The 15,766-nt window shown below is 61.5% G+C and carries 17 protein-coding genes and 1 pseudogene; 14 read left to right on the top strand and 4 right to left on the bottom strand.

The features are described 5' to 3' along the window. Position 1: 1 nt before the first annotated feature. The gene (locus ACZ2HM_RS12570; RefSeq protein ID WP_470425357.1) at positions 2 to 775 is read right to left on the bottom strand and encodes a hypothetical protein; all 774 of its coding nucleotides are present in this window, start codon (positions 773 to 775) and stop codon (positions 2 to 4) included. 119 nt (positions 776 to 894) lie between these two features. Between ACZ2HM_RS12570 and ACZ2HM_RS12565 the strand changes: the two are divergent. Then, positions 895 to 1,689: pseudogene (locus ACZ2HM_RS12565) on the top strand (ATP-binding protein); the annotation flags it as partial. Between the two features lie 190 nt (positions 1,690 to 1,879). Here ACZ2HM_RS12565 and ACZ2HM_RS12560 read toward each other — a convergent pair. The 3 genes from ACZ2HM_RS12560 to ACZ2HM_RS12550 all read right to left on the bottom strand — a co-directional run bounded on the left by ACZ2HM_RS12560 (position 1,880) and on the right by ACZ2HM_RS12550 (position 5,865). Further along, entirely contained in the window at positions 1,880 to 2,257 is a 378-nt protein-coding gene (locus ACZ2HM_RS12560; RefSeq protein WP_470425356.1) for a bactofilin family protein, read from the bottom strand. Next, positions 2,238 to 3,422 (bottom strand): M23 family metallopeptidase, encoded by a 1,185-nt coding sequence (locus ACZ2HM_RS12555; RefSeq protein ID WP_470425355.1) that lies wholly within the window; start codon positions 3,420 to 3,422, stop codon positions 2,238 to 2,240. Before ACZ2HM_RS12555 ends, ACZ2HM_RS12560 begins: the two co-directional genes overlap by 20 nt. A gap of 160 nt (positions 3,423 to 3,582) precedes the next feature. After that, the gene (locus ACZ2HM_RS12550) at positions 3,583 to 5,865 is read right to left on the bottom strand and encodes a putative bifunctional diguanylate cyclase/phosphodiesterase (RefSeq protein ID WP_470425354.1); all 2,283 of its coding nucleotides are present in this window, start codon (positions 5,863 to 5,865) and stop codon (positions 3,583 to 3,585) included. A 365-nt stretch (positions 5,866 to 6,230) separates the two neighbouring features. Here ACZ2HM_RS12550 and rpsL point away from each other — a divergent pair, with 365 nt between their 5' ends. The 13 genes from rpsL to rplP all read left to right on the top strand — a co-directional run bounded on the left by rpsL (position 6,231) and on the right by rplP (position 15,763). Then, entirely contained in the window at positions 6,231 to 6,602 is a 372-nt protein-coding gene (gene rpsL / locus ACZ2HM_RS12545; protein WP_026002556.1) for a 30S ribosomal protein S12, read from the top strand. A 15-nt stretch (positions 6,603 to 6,617) separates the two neighbouring features. Then, positions 6,618 to 7,088 carry a 30S ribosomal protein S7 gene (gene rpsG, locus ACZ2HM_RS12540; RefSeq protein WP_037472408.1) on the top strand — a complete coding sequence of 157 codons (471 nt, stop codon included), beginning with the start codon at positions 6,618 to 6,620 and terminating at the stop codon, positions 7,086 to 7,088. Positions 7,089 to 7,260: 172 nt separating this feature from the next. Next, a complete protein-coding gene (gene fusA / locus ACZ2HM_RS12535) occupies positions 7,261 to 9,333 on the top strand; it encodes an elongation factor G (RefSeq protein ID WP_037472406.1) in 2,073 nt (690 codons plus the stop codon). 137 nt (positions 9,334 to 9,470) lie between these two features. After that, complete coding sequence (tuf, locus tag ACZ2HM_RS12530; protein ID WP_037472405.1) at positions 9,471 to 10,661, top strand: elongation factor Tu; 1,191 nt, start codon at positions 9,471 to 9,473, stop codon at positions 10,659 to 10,661. A 144-nt stretch (positions 10,662 to 10,805) separates the two neighbouring features. After that, on the top strand, positions 10,806 to 11,114 hold the full coding sequence (rpsJ, locus tag ACZ2HM_RS12525; protein ID WP_007686587.1) for a 30S ribosomal protein S10: 309 nt from the start codon (positions 10,806 to 10,808) through the stop codon (positions 11,112 to 11,114). Between the two features lie 293 nt (positions 11,115 to 11,407). Further along, positions 11,408 to 12,166, top strand: coding sequence for a 50S ribosomal protein L3 (gene rplC, locus ACZ2HM_RS12520; protein ID WP_037472404.1), 759 nt, complete (start codon positions 11,408 to 11,410; stop codon positions 12,164 to 12,166). Between the two features lie 3 nt (positions 12,167 to 12,169). Further along, on the top strand, positions 12,170 to 12,793 hold the full coding sequence (rplD, locus tag ACZ2HM_RS12515) for a 50S ribosomal protein L4 (RefSeq protein ID WP_037472402.1): 624 nt from the start codon (positions 12,170 to 12,172) through the stop codon (positions 12,791 to 12,793). Further along, positions 12,786 to 13,103, top strand: coding sequence for a 50S ribosomal protein L23 (locus ACZ2HM_RS12510; protein WP_037472401.1), 318 nt, complete (start codon positions 12,786 to 12,788; stop codon positions 13,101 to 13,103). The genes rplD and ACZ2HM_RS12510 overlap by 8 nt, the downstream gene beginning before the upstream one ends. A gap of 2 nt (positions 13,104 to 13,105) precedes the next feature. Further along, positions 13,106 to 13,942, top strand: coding sequence for a 50S ribosomal protein L2 (gene rplB, locus ACZ2HM_RS12505; protein ID WP_037472400.1), 837 nt, complete (start codon positions 13,106 to 13,108; stop codon positions 13,940 to 13,942). Between the two features lie 6 nt (positions 13,943 to 13,948). Continuing rightward, complete coding sequence (gene rpsS / locus ACZ2HM_RS12500) at positions 13,949 to 14,224, top strand: 30S ribosomal protein S19 (RefSeq protein WP_037472398.1); 276 nt, start codon at positions 13,949 to 13,951, stop codon at positions 14,222 to 14,224. After that, entirely contained in the window at positions 14,224 to 14,610 is a 387-nt protein-coding gene (gene rplV, locus ACZ2HM_RS12495; RefSeq protein WP_043152133.1) for a 50S ribosomal protein L22, read from the top strand. Before rpsS ends, rplV begins: the two co-directional genes overlap by 1 nt. Positions 14,611 to 14,614: 4 nt before the next feature. After that, positions 14,615 to 15,310 (top strand): 30S ribosomal protein S3, encoded by a 696-nt coding sequence (rpsC, locus tag ACZ2HM_RS12490; protein WP_037472395.1) that lies wholly within the window; start codon positions 14,615 to 14,617, stop codon positions 15,308 to 15,310. A 21-nt stretch (positions 15,311 to 15,331) separates the two neighbouring features. Beyond that, positions 15,332 to 15,763, top strand: coding sequence for a 50S ribosomal protein L16 (gene rplP / locus ACZ2HM_RS12485; RefSeq protein WP_037472393.1), 432 nt, complete (start codon positions 15,332 to 15,334; stop codon positions 15,761 to 15,763). The last annotated feature ends 3 nt before the right edge of the window (positions 15,764 to 15,766 follow it).

Raw genomic sequence — 15,766 nt, 5'->3', positions numbered from 1 at the left:
GCTAACTGGCACCAATCATCCCAACCCAGAAAGCCAGCGGGAACAAGCAAAGGCTCAAACCCAGATAGCAAATAGCCTTGGCAACATCGCTGCGACTTACAACCAACAAGCGGAAAGGGCGCAAAGCCCCGATAAGCAGGCAGAGCCATGCCAACCCGGCGATGACCGCAGATATTCCGATCTGTGCGCCCAATGGAAAGCCGCAGATGCGGCGTCCGACAGCGCGTGGTGGGCATGGGCTGGCGGCATAATTGGCCTTGGCAGCCTTGTTAGTGTGTTCGTTGCCCTTGCGCTCGCGTTCCACTCCAACTGGATCGCGCGCGATAGTGCTAAGAGGCAGTTGCGTGCTTACATTTCCGTTTCGCCAAATGGGATTTACGAAATTGACGATCGGGGCTTCGTTAGGGTCCCAATTGAAATCACCAACAATGGGCAAACCCCGGCTTACAAAGTTATAGTCCATACTTGGTTCAGAATTTGCGATGACCCTGTAAATTTTGACTCCAATGGGGCAAACGCATCTATCCAAGAATCTTACGATAGCGAGTTTACGTTTGGGCCTGGAGATAGCAATTTTGTTTATTCCTCGATGCCATTTAGCCTGACCAATGACACTTGGCTGGACATTCACAACGAAGAATTGGCTATCGTAATGTTTGGTGTAGTTGATTACATCGACGCTTTTAATATCAGAAGGTTCTCCCATTTTGCTTTTTATTATCGGGGGAAGAATCTGGATAAAGCAAATTCCAAAAGATGCCGGATGGGCAACCATGCCACCTAGCGCCCACACAACCGCGAAAAAAATAGACACGCCCTTTACCCCTTAAACGGGGGCACATGCAGCGCACGCGGCAACGTGTGTAACCGCCTTGGTGCGTTTGCTACATAATACCGAAGGCGCTGGAAACATCCATGGTCGCGAGCGTAGCCGGGACGCTAGATGGCGGGCGGATCAGCCGGGCGCGGCCTTTCCGCCACCCCCATCATAGCGCGTCGATGGCAGCGCTGGTCGGCGGCGGTTTGAAGGCGCGGCCGGGCGAGGTCAGCATGGCGCATCTGGGCGTGCTGTTCCTCGACGAATTGCCGGAATTTCAACGGGCCGTGCTCGATTCGCTGCGCCAGCCGTTGGAAACCGGCGAAGTGACGGTCGCCCGCGCCAATGCGCATGTCACCTTCCCGGCGCGGGTGCAGTTGATCGCGGCGATGAATCCATGTCGCTGCGGCCATCTGGGCGATCCCGCTTTGGCCTGCTCCCGTGCGCCGCGTTGCGCCGCTGACTATCAGGCCAAGGTATCGGGGCCGTTGCTCGACCGGATCGACCTGCATGTCGAGGTGCAGGCGGTGAGTGCTGCCGATCTGGTGCTGCCGCCCCCCGCCGAAGGATCGACTGAGGTCGCCGCGCGCGTCGCGGCGGCGCGCGATGTGCAGACCAAGCGCTATGCCGGGACGAAAGTGCGGACAAATGCCGAGGTGGACGGCGATGCGCTGGAGGCTTTTGCAGGCCCTGACGAAGCGGGGCGGCAATTGCTGGCCCAGGCGGCGGCTGCAATGAAGCTGTCGGCGCGGGGCTATACCCGCGTGTTGCGCGTCGCGCGGACGATCGCCGATCTGGCAGGCGCCGAGCGGGTCGGACGGGTGCATGTCGCCGAAGCGCTCAGCTATCGGCGCCGCGCACCGGTGAATTGACGAGATTCAGGGGATCGGCTGGACCGTCAGCAGCGTGTAAAGACCAATTGCCGCGCCGCTCGCGATGAAAGCGATCAGAAAGCGGCATATATCGGGCCAGAAATCGGGGCGTTCCATGTCGGTCGTCTCCTTGTCGGTGACGATGCGACGGGTAGAAGGACTTGAAACCCGCTTCCAATGACAAATGACGTTAGGCGCTCTCGTTGGCGATCAGCTTGAGTTCGGCGGCAGGCACATTGTCCTTATGCGCAAAATGGCCGTCGATCCGGCTGCCCGCCTCGATCGTGATGCGCTCATAACGAACATCGCCGGTGATCCGCGCGCTGCGCTCCACCACCAACTCTTCCGCCGTGATCGATCCATCGACAAGGCCAGCCAGGCGCGCGCTTTGCGCGGTGACATGACCGATGATGCGGCTCTCGGCCCCCTGGACCAGGGCGGCGCAGCTAATGTCGCCTTCGACGACGCCATCGACATGCAGATCGACCGACGCGGTGACGTTGCCGCTTATCGTGACGTCGCCGCCGATCAGCGAGAAGGGGGTGTTTTTAGCCCCGGTTGCCGACATCGGCGAAACGGGCCTTGGCGATTTGCTGGACTTGGAGAACATCCTGGGCAGCCTCCAGAAAACGGCGAGGGTTGATGGGCCGGTCATTTTGCCGGACCTCGAAATGGAGATGGGTGCCGGTCGAACGGCCGGTCGACCCCATGCCGCCGATCGTGTCGCCCCGCGCCACCGCCTGGCCTACCTTGGCGGCAAAGCGTGACAAATGGGCGTAACGAGTCATCAGGCCGTTGCCATGATCGACCTCGACCACATTGCCATAGCCCTGACGCTGGCCGACATACCGCACCTTGCCCGGCGCGGCCGCGACGATCGGCTGGCCATGACGGCCGGGGAAATCCATGCCTGCGTGGAAAGCGGCGTGGCCGTTGAACGGATCGCGGCGATAGCCGTAGGAACTGGTTTCCATCGGCGCCATGGTCGGCCTGCCCGACGGGATCGACAGCAGGCTGCGTTCCAGAAACTCCATTCGCGTCAGGGCATCGGCCAGATGTTCCAACTCGCCGGTCATGGCGCCCTTGCTGCCCTTCCACGGAACGAAGGGGCCACCCTGGGCGCGGGCAGCGGTGCGAGCGAGCTGGTCGGGGTTGAGGCCGAGGCTGCGGATCGCCGCCGCTGCCTTGTCCGCGCGACGCTCTACAGCAGCGGTCAGCAGCAGGGCGAAACGGCGCTGGCGCTCTTCCAGCCGCACGAGCGGCGCGGCCTCCGGGGCCATGCTGATCTTGGCGGTCAGCGTCTCCGCCTTGCCGGATGTGTCGGCGGCGGTCGGCGCGACCATGTCCGCGTCCTTGTCACCCTCGCCGCCGAAATGGGTCTTGTAGAGCGTGTCCATGAAGTCCTGCCGGGCTTCCAGATCCTGCGCCAGATCATCGACCGACTGGCGATAGCCTTCGACCTTGGTGGCAGCGGTCGCGATGGACTTGCTCTTGGCGGCCAGCGCTGCGCGCTCCTGCGTCACTGAGGCGCTGTCGGCGATCATCGCCAGCGTCATGCCGCCCCAGCCGACCAGCGCGATCGTCAGCAGGCTGAGCGTCGTGAGTTGCAGGCGGCGGGAAATGCGCAGGAACCGGACCTGGCCGCCCGATCGCAGGAAAATCTCCCGCTCTGGGCATAAGGCGGCAAGCCGTGCCCGGAGAGCGGCTGCCCTCGATTTTCGATGATGCGACAATGACGACCCCGTAGCTCTTTTCGAGTCGGGCCGATAGCAAAGCCGGGCCACCCGCGCGAATCCACCGTTACGTAGACGTGACGAGTCGAGTGATGCGCGCGACTAAATGATCCCTGCGATCTTTTGTTCCCTCATAAATGCGATTTTTTGAACCCGCGCCTCAGCCGAGATCGGCCTGTGCTGTCGTCGCGAGCAGGCGGGTGACGGCGGCGGCGGGTATGGCCGGGCTGAAATGATAGCCCTGCCCATAATGACATCCGCCCGCCCGCAGATAATCGACCTGCCGACTATTCTCGACCCCTTCCGCCACCGTGCGGATGCCCAGGCTGAAGGCAAGGTTGAGGACGGTGCGGACGATGGCGGCGTCATCCGGGTCGGTTTCCAGGTCGCGCACGAAACGCTGGTCGATCTTGATGATGTCGATCGGAAATTGTTTGAGATGGGAGAGAGAGGCATAGTCGGTGCCGAAGTCATCGAGGGCGATGCTGACCCCGGCATCGCTCAGTCGGTTGAGGGCGCGCCCGACCCGTTCGGCGTTGCGGCCCAGAAAGACCGATTCGGTTACTTCCAGTTCCACGGTCGACGGCGGCAGGCCTGCATCTGCCAGCCGTTGCAGCAGGCGATCGGCAAAGGCATCGTCGTTCAGATCCGCGCCGGACCCGTTGAACGCAATGGGGCCGACCGTCACGCCCGCGTCGCGCCAGCGCACGCAATCGGCGATGATGCGGTCGATCATCATCATGGTGATGATCGGGCCAAGTTCAGGATGTTCGAAGGCGGACGCGATCTCGCCGGGCATGATGACTTTGCCGTCCGCGGTCGGGCAACGGAACAGCGCTTCGAACCCGACGATCGCCCCGCTGTCGAGCGCGACCTTGGGCTGATACCAGGGGCAGGGCCGTTCATGCGCCAGGATATGGCGTGCCCGGTCCAGCATCGCGGCCTCACGCTCCCAGCTTTCCAGCAATTCAGGACCGAACAGGGTTGCGCGGCCCCGTCCGCTATTCTTGGCATGATAAAGCGCGATGTCGGCATGTTTGACCAGGGCGGTGACATCGTCGCCATGGTCGGGGAACAGCGCGACGCCGATGCTCACCCGGCATTCCATCGGCCGCCCACGATAGCTGAGCGGGGCGTGAAGATGCTCGGTGATACGCCGCAATATCGGCTGCACCGACTCGGTGTCGGGCAGGCGGGTCAGCAGCACGGCAAATTCGTCCCCGCCCATGCGCGCCACCAGGTCGCCGGGGCGCAGCGCGTGCCGCAAGCGTCCGGCCACGGCGCACAGCAGGGCATCGCCAGCGTCATGACCGGCCGTATCATTCACGCGCTTGAACTCGTCCAGGTCGATCAACAGCACGGCCAGTTGCGCTCGCTTGGTCGGCGCAGCGGTCGCCTGCGTCACCGCTGCCATGAAATGCGCGCGGTTCGCCAGGCCCGTCAGCGCATCCGACATCGCCAGCCGTTCCAGATTCTGTTCGATTTCCTTGCGTTCGGTGATATCGACCACGCTGGTCATGAAGCAGGCTTCATCGTCGATCACGATGGGCCGGGACGACAGCAAAGCATTGCGAATGGCGCCATCACCACGGCGCAGACGGCATTCGAAATTATCTATCGCCTCCCCCTGTCGCAGCCGGGCGAACAGATCGTCGCGCACCGGCAAGTCGACATAGGTTTGCTCGACATTGGTCAGCGACACGGGGCCACCAGCCGCATGCGCCTCCAACGCGGCGCGGTTGATCCGCACGATGCTGCCGTCATAGCGTGTCACTAGCAGCGGCAGGGGGACGGCCATGAACATATGTTCCAGCGTATCCCGGCTGTTGGCGAGCGCAGCCTGGGCTTCGCGCGCGGCGAGGCCAGCCTTCCATTCCTTGCGCTGGAGCCGATTGCCGCGGGCGATCGCGATCCACATGCCGAAATGCAGCATCACCATCGCCAGGATCATGCCGGGCACGGTGGCCGACAGCGGGGCGGGTGCCAGATAGCCGATCAACAGCGCCACGCCGCAGGCCAGTCCGCCACCGACATTGCCGCGAAAGCTGGTCGGCACGACGAGGTAGAAAACTAGGGGGAGCATCACCAGCACGAAGACGGCAATGTCGCTGCGCGAACTGACGAGGAAGGCGACACCGACGGCGATGACCGCCTGCCATGCGAAGCAGATGCGTTCGACCGCGCGAAAGCTGGTCATCCGATGGCTGACCGACAGGCAGGCCAGTGACCATAGAATAACGACGATGCGTGCGGGCACCGCAACCCAGAAATGATCGGTTCCGGCAAAGCGCCAGTCGCTCATCAGGAACAGGGTATTGAGGACGGCCGATAGCGCGAACAGGATTTGGGCGTGGCCACGCGACTCGCGCAAGCGCCCTTCCTGAAAGAGGCGTTCGCGGGTGGGGTCGCAAAATTCACCGGTATAGAGGGAGATGTCCGTCACATTTTGTCCATGAAAACACCATATCGGTGATTGGCCCGAAAAATAGGCCTTGCAGGGTTATCAAACCCCTAACCACGTAGGGCGAGGCCCGGAAAATCATGGCCATAGCGCCGTCTATTCGCGACGCTTGACCCTTTGTCCGCGCAGGGCTATAGGCCCGGCTGCCCAGCGACCTGTCGCGTCGAGACTCGTCTTTTCTCGCCATTGCTGGGTGCTATTAGAGCTGAACATTGCCGGGTGCTCTTGCGGCTCCAGGGGGGTTTTATGCCCACCGGGGCCTTTGCTGTTTGGATGACGTCTGTTTTCCAAGCCGCTCGCAACACGGGGATGCCACGGTAAAGTAACTGAAAAAGGTGAAGGGCTTCATGCCAACAATCAACCAGCTGGTCCGCAAGGGCCGCGAACCGCAGAAGGCCAAGTCCAAGGTCCCTGCCATGGATGCGAACCCGCAAAAGCGTGGCGTTTGCACCCGCGTCTATACGACGACTCCGAAGAAGCCGAACTCGGCGCTCCGCAAGGTGGCGAAGGTGCGTCTGGTCAACCAGCGCGAAGTCATCACCTACATCCCCGGTGAAGGCCATAACCTTCAGGAACATAGCGTTGTTCTGATCCGTGGCGGTCGTGTCCGCGATCTTCCCGGCGTGCGCTATCACGTTCTTCGCGGCGTTCTGGATACCCAGGGCGTCAAGGATCGTAAGCAGAGCCGTTCGAAGTACGGCGCGAAGCGTCCGAAGTAAGGGGAGACCAAGAATATGTCACGTCGTCGTCGCCCCGAAAAGCGCATCATCCTGCCCGATCCCAAATATGGCGATATCGTGCTGTCCAAGTTCATGAACTCGATCATGCAGGACGGTAAGAAAGCCGTTGCTGAGTCCATCGTCTATGGCGCTCTCGAAACTGTCGAGACTCGCGCCAAGAAGGACCCGATCGGCATGTTCCATGACGCGCTGAACAACATCAAGCCGGGCATCGAAGTTCGCAGCCGCCGCGTTGGCGGTGCGACCTATCAGGTTCCCGTCGAAGTGCGTCCCGAACGCTCGCAGGCGTTGGCCATCCGTTGGCTGATCACCGCCGCGCGCAACCGCAGCGAAACCACGATGGCTGCGCGCCTGTCGGGTGAGCTGATGGACGCCGCCAACAATCGCGGCAATGCCGTCAAGAAGCGCGAAGATACGCACCGGATGGCAGAAGCCAACCGTGCCTTCTCGCACTATCGCTGGTAACATACCGCTACTGGTAAAAGGCAGGCGGGCGTTTCCAATGTCCGCTTCGCTGTCCGGTTTCAAAAATTGGTCCGTTCGTCAGGGGTCTCTACCCATGGCGGACGGATTGGTTTAGGGGCCACCCAAGAACTCGAATCCCCAACCGCCGGTGCGCCGGCAACGGAGAAGCATCATGGCCCGCAGCCATCCGCTCGAACGCTATCGTAATTTTGGTATCATGGCGCATATTGACGCCGGCAAGACCACGACGACCGAGCGTATCCTTTACTACACCGGCAAGTCCTACAAGATCGGCGAAGTCCATGACGGCGCCGCCACGATGGACTGGATGGAGCAAGAGCAGGAGCGTGGTATCACCATCACGTCGGCTGCGACCACCTGCATCTGGAACGACCACCGCCTGAACATCATCGACACCCCCGGCCACGTCGACTTCACCATCGAAGTCGAGCGTTCGCTGCGCGTGCTCGATGGCGCGGTCGCCGCGTTCGACGGCGTTGCGGGCGTTGAGCCGCAGTCGGAAACGGTGTGGCGCCAGGCGGACAAGTATAAGGTTCCGCGGATGTGCTTCATCAACAAGCTCGACCGTACCGGCGCCAATTTCTATTATTGCGTGCAGACGATCATCGATCGCCTGGGTGCCATCCCCGCCGTTCTGTATCTCCCCATCGGTGCAGAGAGCGAGTTCAAGGGTCTGGTCGATCTGGTCGAAAACCGTGCGATCATCTGGAAGGATGAGAATCTCGGCGCTGAATTCTCCTATGAGGAAATTCCCGACGATCTCGCCGACAAGGCTGCCGAATATCGCGAAAAGCTGATCGAACTGGCCGTCGAGCAGGACGACGAGGCGATGGAAGCCTATCTCGAAGGCAATCTGCCCGACGTCGCGACGCTCAAGAAGCTGATCCGCAAGGGCACGCTGGCCCAGTCGTTCGTCCCCGTGCTGTGTGGTTCGGCGTTCAAGAACAAGGGCGTTCAGCCCCTGCTCGACGCGGTCGTCGACTATCTGCCTTCGCCGCTCGACATTGAGGACGTGCAGGGCATCAACCCCGACAACGACCAGCCCGACAGCCGTGCGACCGCAGATGATGCGCCGTTCGCTGGCCTGGCGTTCAAGATCATGAACGATCCGTTCGTCGGCTCGCTCACCTTCCTGCGCGTCTATTCCGGCACCCTGACCAAGGGCACCTATCTGAACTCGGTCAAGGACAAGAAGGAAAAGATCGGCCGCATGCTGCTGATGCATGCCAACAGCCGTGAAGATATCGATGCGGCTTATGCCGGCGACATCGTTGCGCTGGCCGGCATGAAGGAAACCACCACCGGGGATACGCTGTGCGCCGAGCGCCAGCCGATCATCCTGGAACGGATGGAATTCCCTGAGCCGGTCATCGAATTGTCGGTGGAACCCAAGACCAAGGCCGACCAGGAAAAGATGGGCGTCGCGCTCAATCGTCTGGCCGCCGAGGATCCGTCCTTCCGCGTTTCGACCGATCACGAATCGGGCCAGACCATCATCAAGGGCATGGGCGAGCTTCACCTCGAAATCCTGGTCGACCGCATGAAGCGCGAGTTCAAGGTCGAGGCGAATGTCGGTGCGCCGCAGGTGGCCTATCGCGAATATCTCAAGAAGGCCGTCGACGTCGACTATACCCATAAGAAGCAGTCGGGCGGCACCGGCCAGTTCGGCCGCATCAAGGTGAAGGTCACGCCGGGCGAGCGCGGCGCGGGCATCATCTTCAAGGATGAGATCAAGGGCGGTAATATTCCCAAGGAATATATCCCGGCGATCGAAAAGGGCATGCGCGAAACGGCCGCTACCGGCTCGCTCATCGGCTTCCCGATCATCGATTTCGAAATCAACCTGTATGACGGCGCCTATCATGACGTCGACTCGTCGGCCCTGGCGTTCGAAATCACCGGTCGCGCAGCGATGCGTGAAGTCGCGCAGAAGTCGGGCATCACGCTGCTCGAACCGATCATGAAGGTCGAAGTCGTCAGCCCCGAAGAATATTTGGGCGACGTGATCGGTGATATGAACAGCCGTCGTGGCCAGATCCAGGGCACCGACACCCGTGGTAATGCACAGGTCGTCGAAGCGATGGTCCCGCTGGCCAACATGTTCGGCTATGTGAACTCGCTGCGTTCGTTCACCCAGGGGCGTGCGAACTATTCGATGACCTTCTCGCACTATGATGAAGTGCCGCAGAATGTCGCGGACGAAGTCAAGGCGAAGATGGCCTGATGAATTTCCCCGGCCGAGCCGTGCAAGCGGCTCGGTTAGGGGCTGGTAATCTGCAAATTTGCTGCTATGGACGCGCCTTCGCGAGGCGCGGCCGAGCGGTCAGACCCAAGCTGATTTTGATTAGAAGGTAGGATAAAATGGCTAAGGCTAAGTTTGAGCGGAATAAGCCGCACTGCAACATCGGCACCATCGGTCACGTCGACCATGGCAAGACCTCGCTGACCGCAGCGATCACCAAGGTGCTGGCCGAAACCGGCGGCGCCACGTTCACCAGCTACGACAACATCGACAAGGCGCCTGAAGAGCGCGAGCGCGGCATCACCATTTCGACCGCGCACGTCGAATATGAAACCGAAGCGCGCCACTATGCGCACGTCGACTGCCCCGGTCACGCTGACTATGTGAAGAACATGATCACCGGTGCGGCGCAGATGGACGGCGCGATCCTGGTCGTGTCGGCCACCGACGGCCCGATGCCGCAGACCCGTGAGCACATTCTGCTCGCCAAGCAGGTCGGCGTTCCCCAGCTCGTCGTGTTCATGAACAAGGTCGACCTCGTTGACGACGCCGAAATTCTGGAACTGGTCGAGCTGGAAATCCGCGAGCTGCTGAGCAGCTATGATTTCGACGGCGACAACATCCCCGTCATCCCCGGTTCGGCCGTTGCCGCGCTGCAGGACAAGACCCCCGAAATCGGCCATGACGCCGTGCTGAAGCTGATGGCTGCCGTTGACAGCTGGATCCCGCAGCCTGAGCGTCCGATCGACAAGCCCTTCCTGATGCCGATCGAAGACGTGTTCTCGATCTCCGGTCGCGGCACCGTCGTCACCGGCCGCGTCGAAACCGGCATCGTCAAGGTTGGCGAAGAAGTCGAAATCGTCGGCATTCGCGACACCCGCAAGACCACGGTCACGGGCGTTGAAATGTTCCGCAAGCTGCTCGACGAAGGTCGTGCAGGCGACAATATCGGCGCGCTGGTTCGTGGCGTTGGTCGTGAAGACGTCGAGCGTGGCCAGGTTCTGGCCAAGCCCGGTTCGGTCATGCCGCACACCGAGTTCGACGCTGAAGTGTACGTGCTGTCGAAGGAAGAGGGTGGCCGTCACACGCCGTTCTTTGCCAACTATCGTCCGCAGTTCTACTTCCGCACCACGGACGTCACCGGCGAAGTCATCCTGCCTGAGGGCACCGAGATGGTCATGCCTGGCGACAACGTGAAGCTCGGCGTCAAGCTGATCGCGCCCATCGCGATGGACCCAGGTCTGCGCTTTGCCATCCGTGAAGGCGGTCGTACCGTCGGCGCAGGGGTTGTCGGCACGATCTCGAAGTAATATAGGCACCGCAGCGGCGCGAATCGCCTGATTCGCGCCGCTCGGATTTTTACCGCCTCGGATCGTCTTTCTCCGGCTCTAGCGAGCTAGAAGGACAGATTAAGAGGCGGTTGTTTTTTGGCTCTTTCGCATCGGTACAGGAATATGGACAGCAACATCCGCATTCGCCTTAAGGCGTTCGATCATCGCGTGCTTGATCAGGCGACCGGCGACATCGCCGACACCGCACGCCGCACTGGCGCTCTCATCCGCGGTCCCATTCCCCTTCCGACGCGCATCGAAAAGTTCACGGTCAACCGTGGTCCGCACATCGACAAGAAGTCGCGCGAGCAGTTTGAGGTTCGCACCTACAAGCGTATGCTTGACATTGTGCAGCCGACGCCGCAGACGGTCGATGCGCTGATGAAGCTGGACCTGGCTGCCGGCGTGAACGTAGAAATCAAGCTGGCCTAAGGCGAGCAAGTCCCTGCCTTCTGTAACAAGTCGGCAGGGTATCGGGTATTCCGGGAAACTGGAAGCTCACACGACACAAGGGATACCGCACAGCGCCGGGCAACTGGCAAGTCTGTGGTTCTGGTCCCCCGTCGCTGGTCCCGAGAGGGGTTGGCATCCAACCCGGACGGGGTGATCTGCATATTTGGGTTGGCCGCTAGGGAATGATCCCGAGCGGTTTTTTTCGTTGGATACGCCCGCCGGCGTCAGTTTCTTTTTAAGGCTTAGGCGGGCCTCTATTGGGAGTATGGATCATGCGCACTGGCGTGATCGCTAAGAAAGTCGGGATGACCCGCCTGTTCCAAGAGGACGGGCGTCACGTGCCGGTTACGGTTCTGGCCCTTGAAGGCAACCAGGTCGTGGCTCGCAAGGATGTGGACAGCGACGGCTATATTGCCGTGCAGCTGGGTGCCGGCGTAGCGAAGGTTAAGAATGTCGCCAAGCCGCAGCGCGGTCACTTCGCCAAGGCGGAAGTGGAGCCGAAGGCGCGTCTGGTAGAATTCCGTGTCGCCGAGGATGCACTCCTCGATGTCGGCGTGGAAATCGCCGCGGATCATTTCATCGACGGCCAGCTCGTCGATGTGTCGGGTCACACCCAGGGTAAGGGCTTTGCCGGCGCTATGAAGCGTTGGGGCTTCGGCGGTATGCGCGCCACCCACGGCGTGTCGATCAGTCACCGTGCCCATGGTTCGACGGGTAACCGTCAGGATCCAGGCCGCGTCTTCAAGAACAAGAAGATGGCCGGTCATATGGGTGATCGTGAACGCACGCAGCAGAACCTCGAAATCGTCCGCACGGACGTCGAGCGCGGTCTGCTGTTCGTCAAGGGCAGCGTGCCCGGTGCCAAGGGCACCTGGCTGACCGTCAAGGATGCCGTCAAGGTGCCCCGTCCGGCCGACGTTCCCTATCCCGCCAGCCTGAAAAAGGCTGACAACAGCAACGACAGCGCTCCCGCTGATACCCCGGCTGAAGAAGTCGCGGCAGTGGAAGCGACCGAAGGCCAGGAGGGCTAAACCATGAAGGTCAAGGTACAGACCCTCGACGCAGCGGAAGCTGGCGATCTGGAGCTGAACGATGCCGTATTCGGTGTCGAGCCCCGCGCCGACATCCTGCACCGTGTCGTCACCTGGCAGCTCGAAAAGCGTCGCGGTACGGCCCGCGGCACCCGCGAGCGTAGCGATGTTGCCCGCACGGGTAAGAAGTTCGGTCGCCAGAAGGGCGGCGGTACGGCTCGTCACGGCGATCGCCGCGCGCCGGTGTTCATCGGTGGTGGTAAAGCCCACGGTGCCCGCGTTCGTGACTTCAATCCCTCGCTGAACAAGAAGGTTCGCGCGCTGGGCCTGAAGATGGCGCTCTCGTCGAAGGTGAAGGACGGTTCGCTGTTCATCATCGACAGCCTCGACGTCGCCGAAGGCAAGACCAAGGCGCTGGTCGCCAATCTTGCCAAGCTGAACCTGACCAAGGTGCTGTTCATCGACGGCGACGCGGTCAACATCAGCTTCGCCAAGGCGTCGGCCAACATCATCGGCGTGGACTTGCTGCCGGCCGTCGGTGCCAATGTCTACGACATCCTGAAAGCCGACTCGCTGGTGCTCACCCGCGCCGCTGTCGAAAAGCTGGAGGCCCGTTTCAATGGCTAAAAAGCAAGCCGCAACGGTCGACAACCGTCATTATGACGTGGTTGTCGCCCCGCACATCACTGAGAAGTCGACCCTTCTCAGCGAATTCAACGCTGTGGTCTTCAAGGTGGCGGGCGATGCCTCCAAGCCTGAGATCAAGGCCGCTGTCGAAGCGATCTGGGGTGTCGACGTCAAGAGCGTGAATACGCTCGTGACGAAGGGCAAGACCAAGAAGTGGAAGGGCAAGCCCTACACCCGCTCCGACGTCAAGAAGGCGATCGTCCGCCTGGCCGAAGGCCAGTCGATCGACATCACCGAGGGAGTGCGCTAACCATGGCGCTGAAGCATTATAACCCGACGAGCCCCGCCCAGCGCGGCCTCATTCTCGTCGACAAGTCCAGCCTGCACAAGGGCAAGCCCGTCAAGGCGCTGACCGAAGGCAAGCGCAAGACCGGTGGCCGCAACAACAAGGGTCATGTGACCTCGCGTGGTATCGGTGGCGGTCATAAGCAGCGCTATCGTATCATCGATTTCAAGCGTCGCTTGTGGGATGTCGAAGGTACGGTCGAGCGTCTGGAATATGACCCCAACCGTACCGCGTTCATCGCGCTGGTCAACTATCCCGACGGTACGCAGGCCTATATCATCGCGCCGCAGCGCCTCGCTCCTGGTGACAAGGTCATCGCGGGCAAGAAGACCGACGTGAAGCCGGGCAACGCGATGGAACTGGGTCAGATGCCGGTTGGCACGATCATCCACAATATCGAGATGAAGCCGGGCAAGGGCGCACAGCTCTGCCGTTCGGCGGGTACCTATGCCCAGCTCGTTGGTCGTGATCGTGGCATGGTGATGATCCGCTTGTCTTCGGGTGAGCAGCGTTACATCCGTTCGGATTGCATGGGCACCATCGGCGCCGTCAGCAACCCCGACAATGGCAACACCAACCTCGCCAAGGCAGGCCGCAACCGTTGGAAGGGCATCCGCCCGCTGACGCGCGGTGTCGCCAAGAACCCGGTCGATCACCCTCATGGTGGTGGTGAAGGCCGGACTTCGGGCGGCCGTCATCCGGTTACGCCTTGGGGCAAGCCGACCAAGGGTGCCCGCACCCGTCACAACAAGTCGACCGACAAGATGATCATCCGGTCGCGTCACGCCAAGAAGAAGAGGTAATCCGCGATGGCTCGTTCCGTCTGGAAAGGTCCGTTCGTGGACCTCAGCCTTCTGAAGAAGGCAGAAACCGCGCAGGAAGCCGGTGGCCGTGCGCCGATCAAGACTTGGTCGCGTCGTTCCACCATCCTGCCCCAGTTCGTTGGCCTGACGTTCAGCGTCTATAACGGCCGCAAGCATGTTCCGGTGTCCGTGAACGAGGATATGGTGGGTCATAAGCTGGGCGAATTCGCTCCGACCCGCTTCTTCCCCGGCCACGCTGCCGACAAGAAGGGCAAGCGCTAATGAGCAAGGAAAAGGCTCCCCGTCGCGTCGCCGACAATGAGGCTCTGGCCGTCGGCACGCAGATCCGTGGTTCGGCCCAGAAGCTGAACCTGGTTGCCACGCTCATCCGCGGCCACAAGGTCGAGGACGCGCTGAACATCTTGGCCTTCTCCAAGAAGGCGATGGCAGTGGACGTGCGCAAGGTGCTGGCTTCGGCCATCGCCAACGCGGAAAACAACCATAATCTGGACGTCGACGCCCTGGTCGTGGCCGAAGCATCGGTAGGCAAGGCGTTCACGCTGAAGCGTTTCCATGCGCGTGGCCGTGGCAAGTCGACCCGGATCCTCAAGCCCTACAGCCGCGTGCGCATCGTCGTGCGTGAAGCTGGCGAAGAAGCGGAGGCGTAAGCACATGGGTCACAAGAGCAATCCGATCGGTCTGCGTCTTCAGATCAACCGCACCTGGGACAGCCGCTGGTACGCCGAAGGCGCGGACTATGGCCGCCTGCTGCTGGAAGATCTCAAGATCCGCCAGTTCATCATGAAGTCGCTGCCGCAGGCCGCGATTTCGAAGGTCGTCATCGAACGCCCTGCCAAGCTGTGCCGCGTGTCGGTCTATGCTGCCCGTCCCGGTGTCATCATCGGCAAGAAGGGCGCGGATATCGAAAAGCTGCGCAAGAAGCTGAGCGCGCTGACCACGTCCGACGTGTCGTTGAACATCGTTGAAATCCGCAAGCCGGAAGTCGATTCCAAGCTCGTCGCACAGGGTATCGCTGACCAGCTCGAACGCCGCGTGGCTTTCCGCCGCGCGATGAAGCGGGCTGTGCAGTCGGCGCTGCGTCTGGGTGCCGAAGGCATCAAGATCACCTGCGGCGGCCGTCTGGGCGGCGCAGAAATCGCGCGCGTCGAATGGTATCGCGAAGGTCGCGTTCCGCTGCACACGCTGCGCGCGAACGTCGACTATGCCGAAGCCACGGCGCACACCGCCTATGGCGTGTGCGGCATCAAGGTCTGGATCTTCAAGGGTGAGATTCTGGGCCATGATCCGATGGCCACCGACCGGCTCATGCTGGAGGCTCAGACCTCCGGTGTGCGTCCGGCGCGCTGAACATAAGGTAGGTATAGCGTCATGCTGCAACCGAAGAAAATGAAGTTCCGCAAGACCTTCAAGGGCCGGATCAAGGGCGATGCCAAGGGCGGTTCCGCTCTGAACTTCGGTTCCTATGGTCTCAAGGCCATGGAGCCTGAGCGGATCACCGCGCGCCAGATCGAAGCGGCTCGCCGCGCGATCACGCGTCACATCCGTCGTCAGGGTCGTTTGTGGATCCGCGTGTTCCCCGACGTGCCTGTGTCGAAGAAGCCGGCCGAAGTCCGTCAGGGCAAGGGCAAGGGTTCGGTCGAATATTGGGCCGCCCGCGTCAAGCCGGGTCGCATCCTGTTCGAACTGGACGGCGTACCCGGTCCGCTCGCAGCAGAGGCCTTCTCGCGCGCCGCGATGAAGCTGCCCATCAAGACCAAGGTCGTTGCCCGCCTCGGCGACACCTCGCACCTGGAGGGTTAAGCC

Source organism: Sphingobium sp. KKT206, assembly GCF_055640555.1.
The sequence above is the reverse complement of the archived record's forward strand: the minus strand, read 5'-3'. Positions and strand labels throughout refer to the sequence as shown.

Excerpts from the sequence above, each read along its gene's own strand:
- ACZ2HM_RS12570 (WP_470425357.1), bottom strand. The coding sequence starts at position 775 with ATGGTTGCCCATCCGGCATCTTTTGGAATTTGCTTTATCCAGATTCTT.
- ACZ2HM_RS12560 (WP_470425356.1), bottom strand. The coding sequence starts at position 2,257 with ATGTCGGCAACCGGGGCTAAAAACACCCCCTTCTCGCTGATCGGCGGC.
- rpsL (WP_026002556.1), top strand. The coding sequence starts at position 6,231 with ATGCCAACAATCAACCAGCTGGTCCGCAAGGGCCGCGAACCGCAGAAG.
- rpsG (WP_037472408.1), top strand. The coding sequence starts at position 6,618 with ATGTCACGTCGTCGTCGCCCCGAAAAGCGCATCATCCTGCCCGATCCC.
- fusA (WP_037472406.1), top strand. The coding sequence starts at position 7,261 with ATGGCCCGCAGCCATCCGCTCGAACGCTATCGTAATTTTGGTATCATG.
- tuf (WP_037472405.1), top strand. The coding sequence starts at position 9,471 with ATGGCTAAGGCTAAGTTTGAGCGGAATAAGCCGCACTGCAACATCGGC.
- rpsJ (WP_007686587.1), top strand. The coding sequence starts at position 10,806 with ATGGACAGCAACATCCGCATTCGCCTTAAGGCGTTCGATCATCGCGTG.
- rplC (WP_037472404.1), top strand. The coding sequence starts at position 11,408 with ATGCGCACTGGCGTGATCGCTAAGAAAGTCGGGATGACCCGCCTGTTC.
- rplD (WP_037472402.1), top strand. The coding sequence starts at position 12,170 with ATGAAGGTCAAGGTACAGACCCTCGACGCAGCGGAAGCTGGCGATCTG.
- ACZ2HM_RS12510 (WP_037472401.1), top strand. The coding sequence starts at position 12,786 with ATGGCTAAAAAGCAAGCCGCAACGGTCGACAACCGTCATTATGACGTG.
- rplB (WP_037472400.1), top strand. The coding sequence starts at position 13,106 with ATGGCGCTGAAGCATTATAACCCGACGAGCCCCGCCCAGCGCGGCCTC.
- rpsS (WP_037472398.1), top strand. The coding sequence starts at position 13,949 with ATGGCTCGTTCCGTCTGGAAAGGTCCGTTCGTGGACCTCAGCCTTCTG.
- rplV (WP_043152133.1), top strand. The coding sequence starts at position 14,224 with ATGAGCAAGGAAAAGGCTCCCCGTCGCGTCGCCGACAATGAGGCTCTG.
- rpsC (WP_037472395.1), top strand. The coding sequence starts at position 14,615 with ATGGGTCACAAGAGCAATCCGATCGGTCTGCGTCTTCAGATCAACCGC.
- rplP (WP_037472393.1), top strand. The coding sequence starts at position 15,332 with ATGCTGCAACCGAAGAAAATGAAGTTCCGCAAGACCTTCAAGGGCCGG.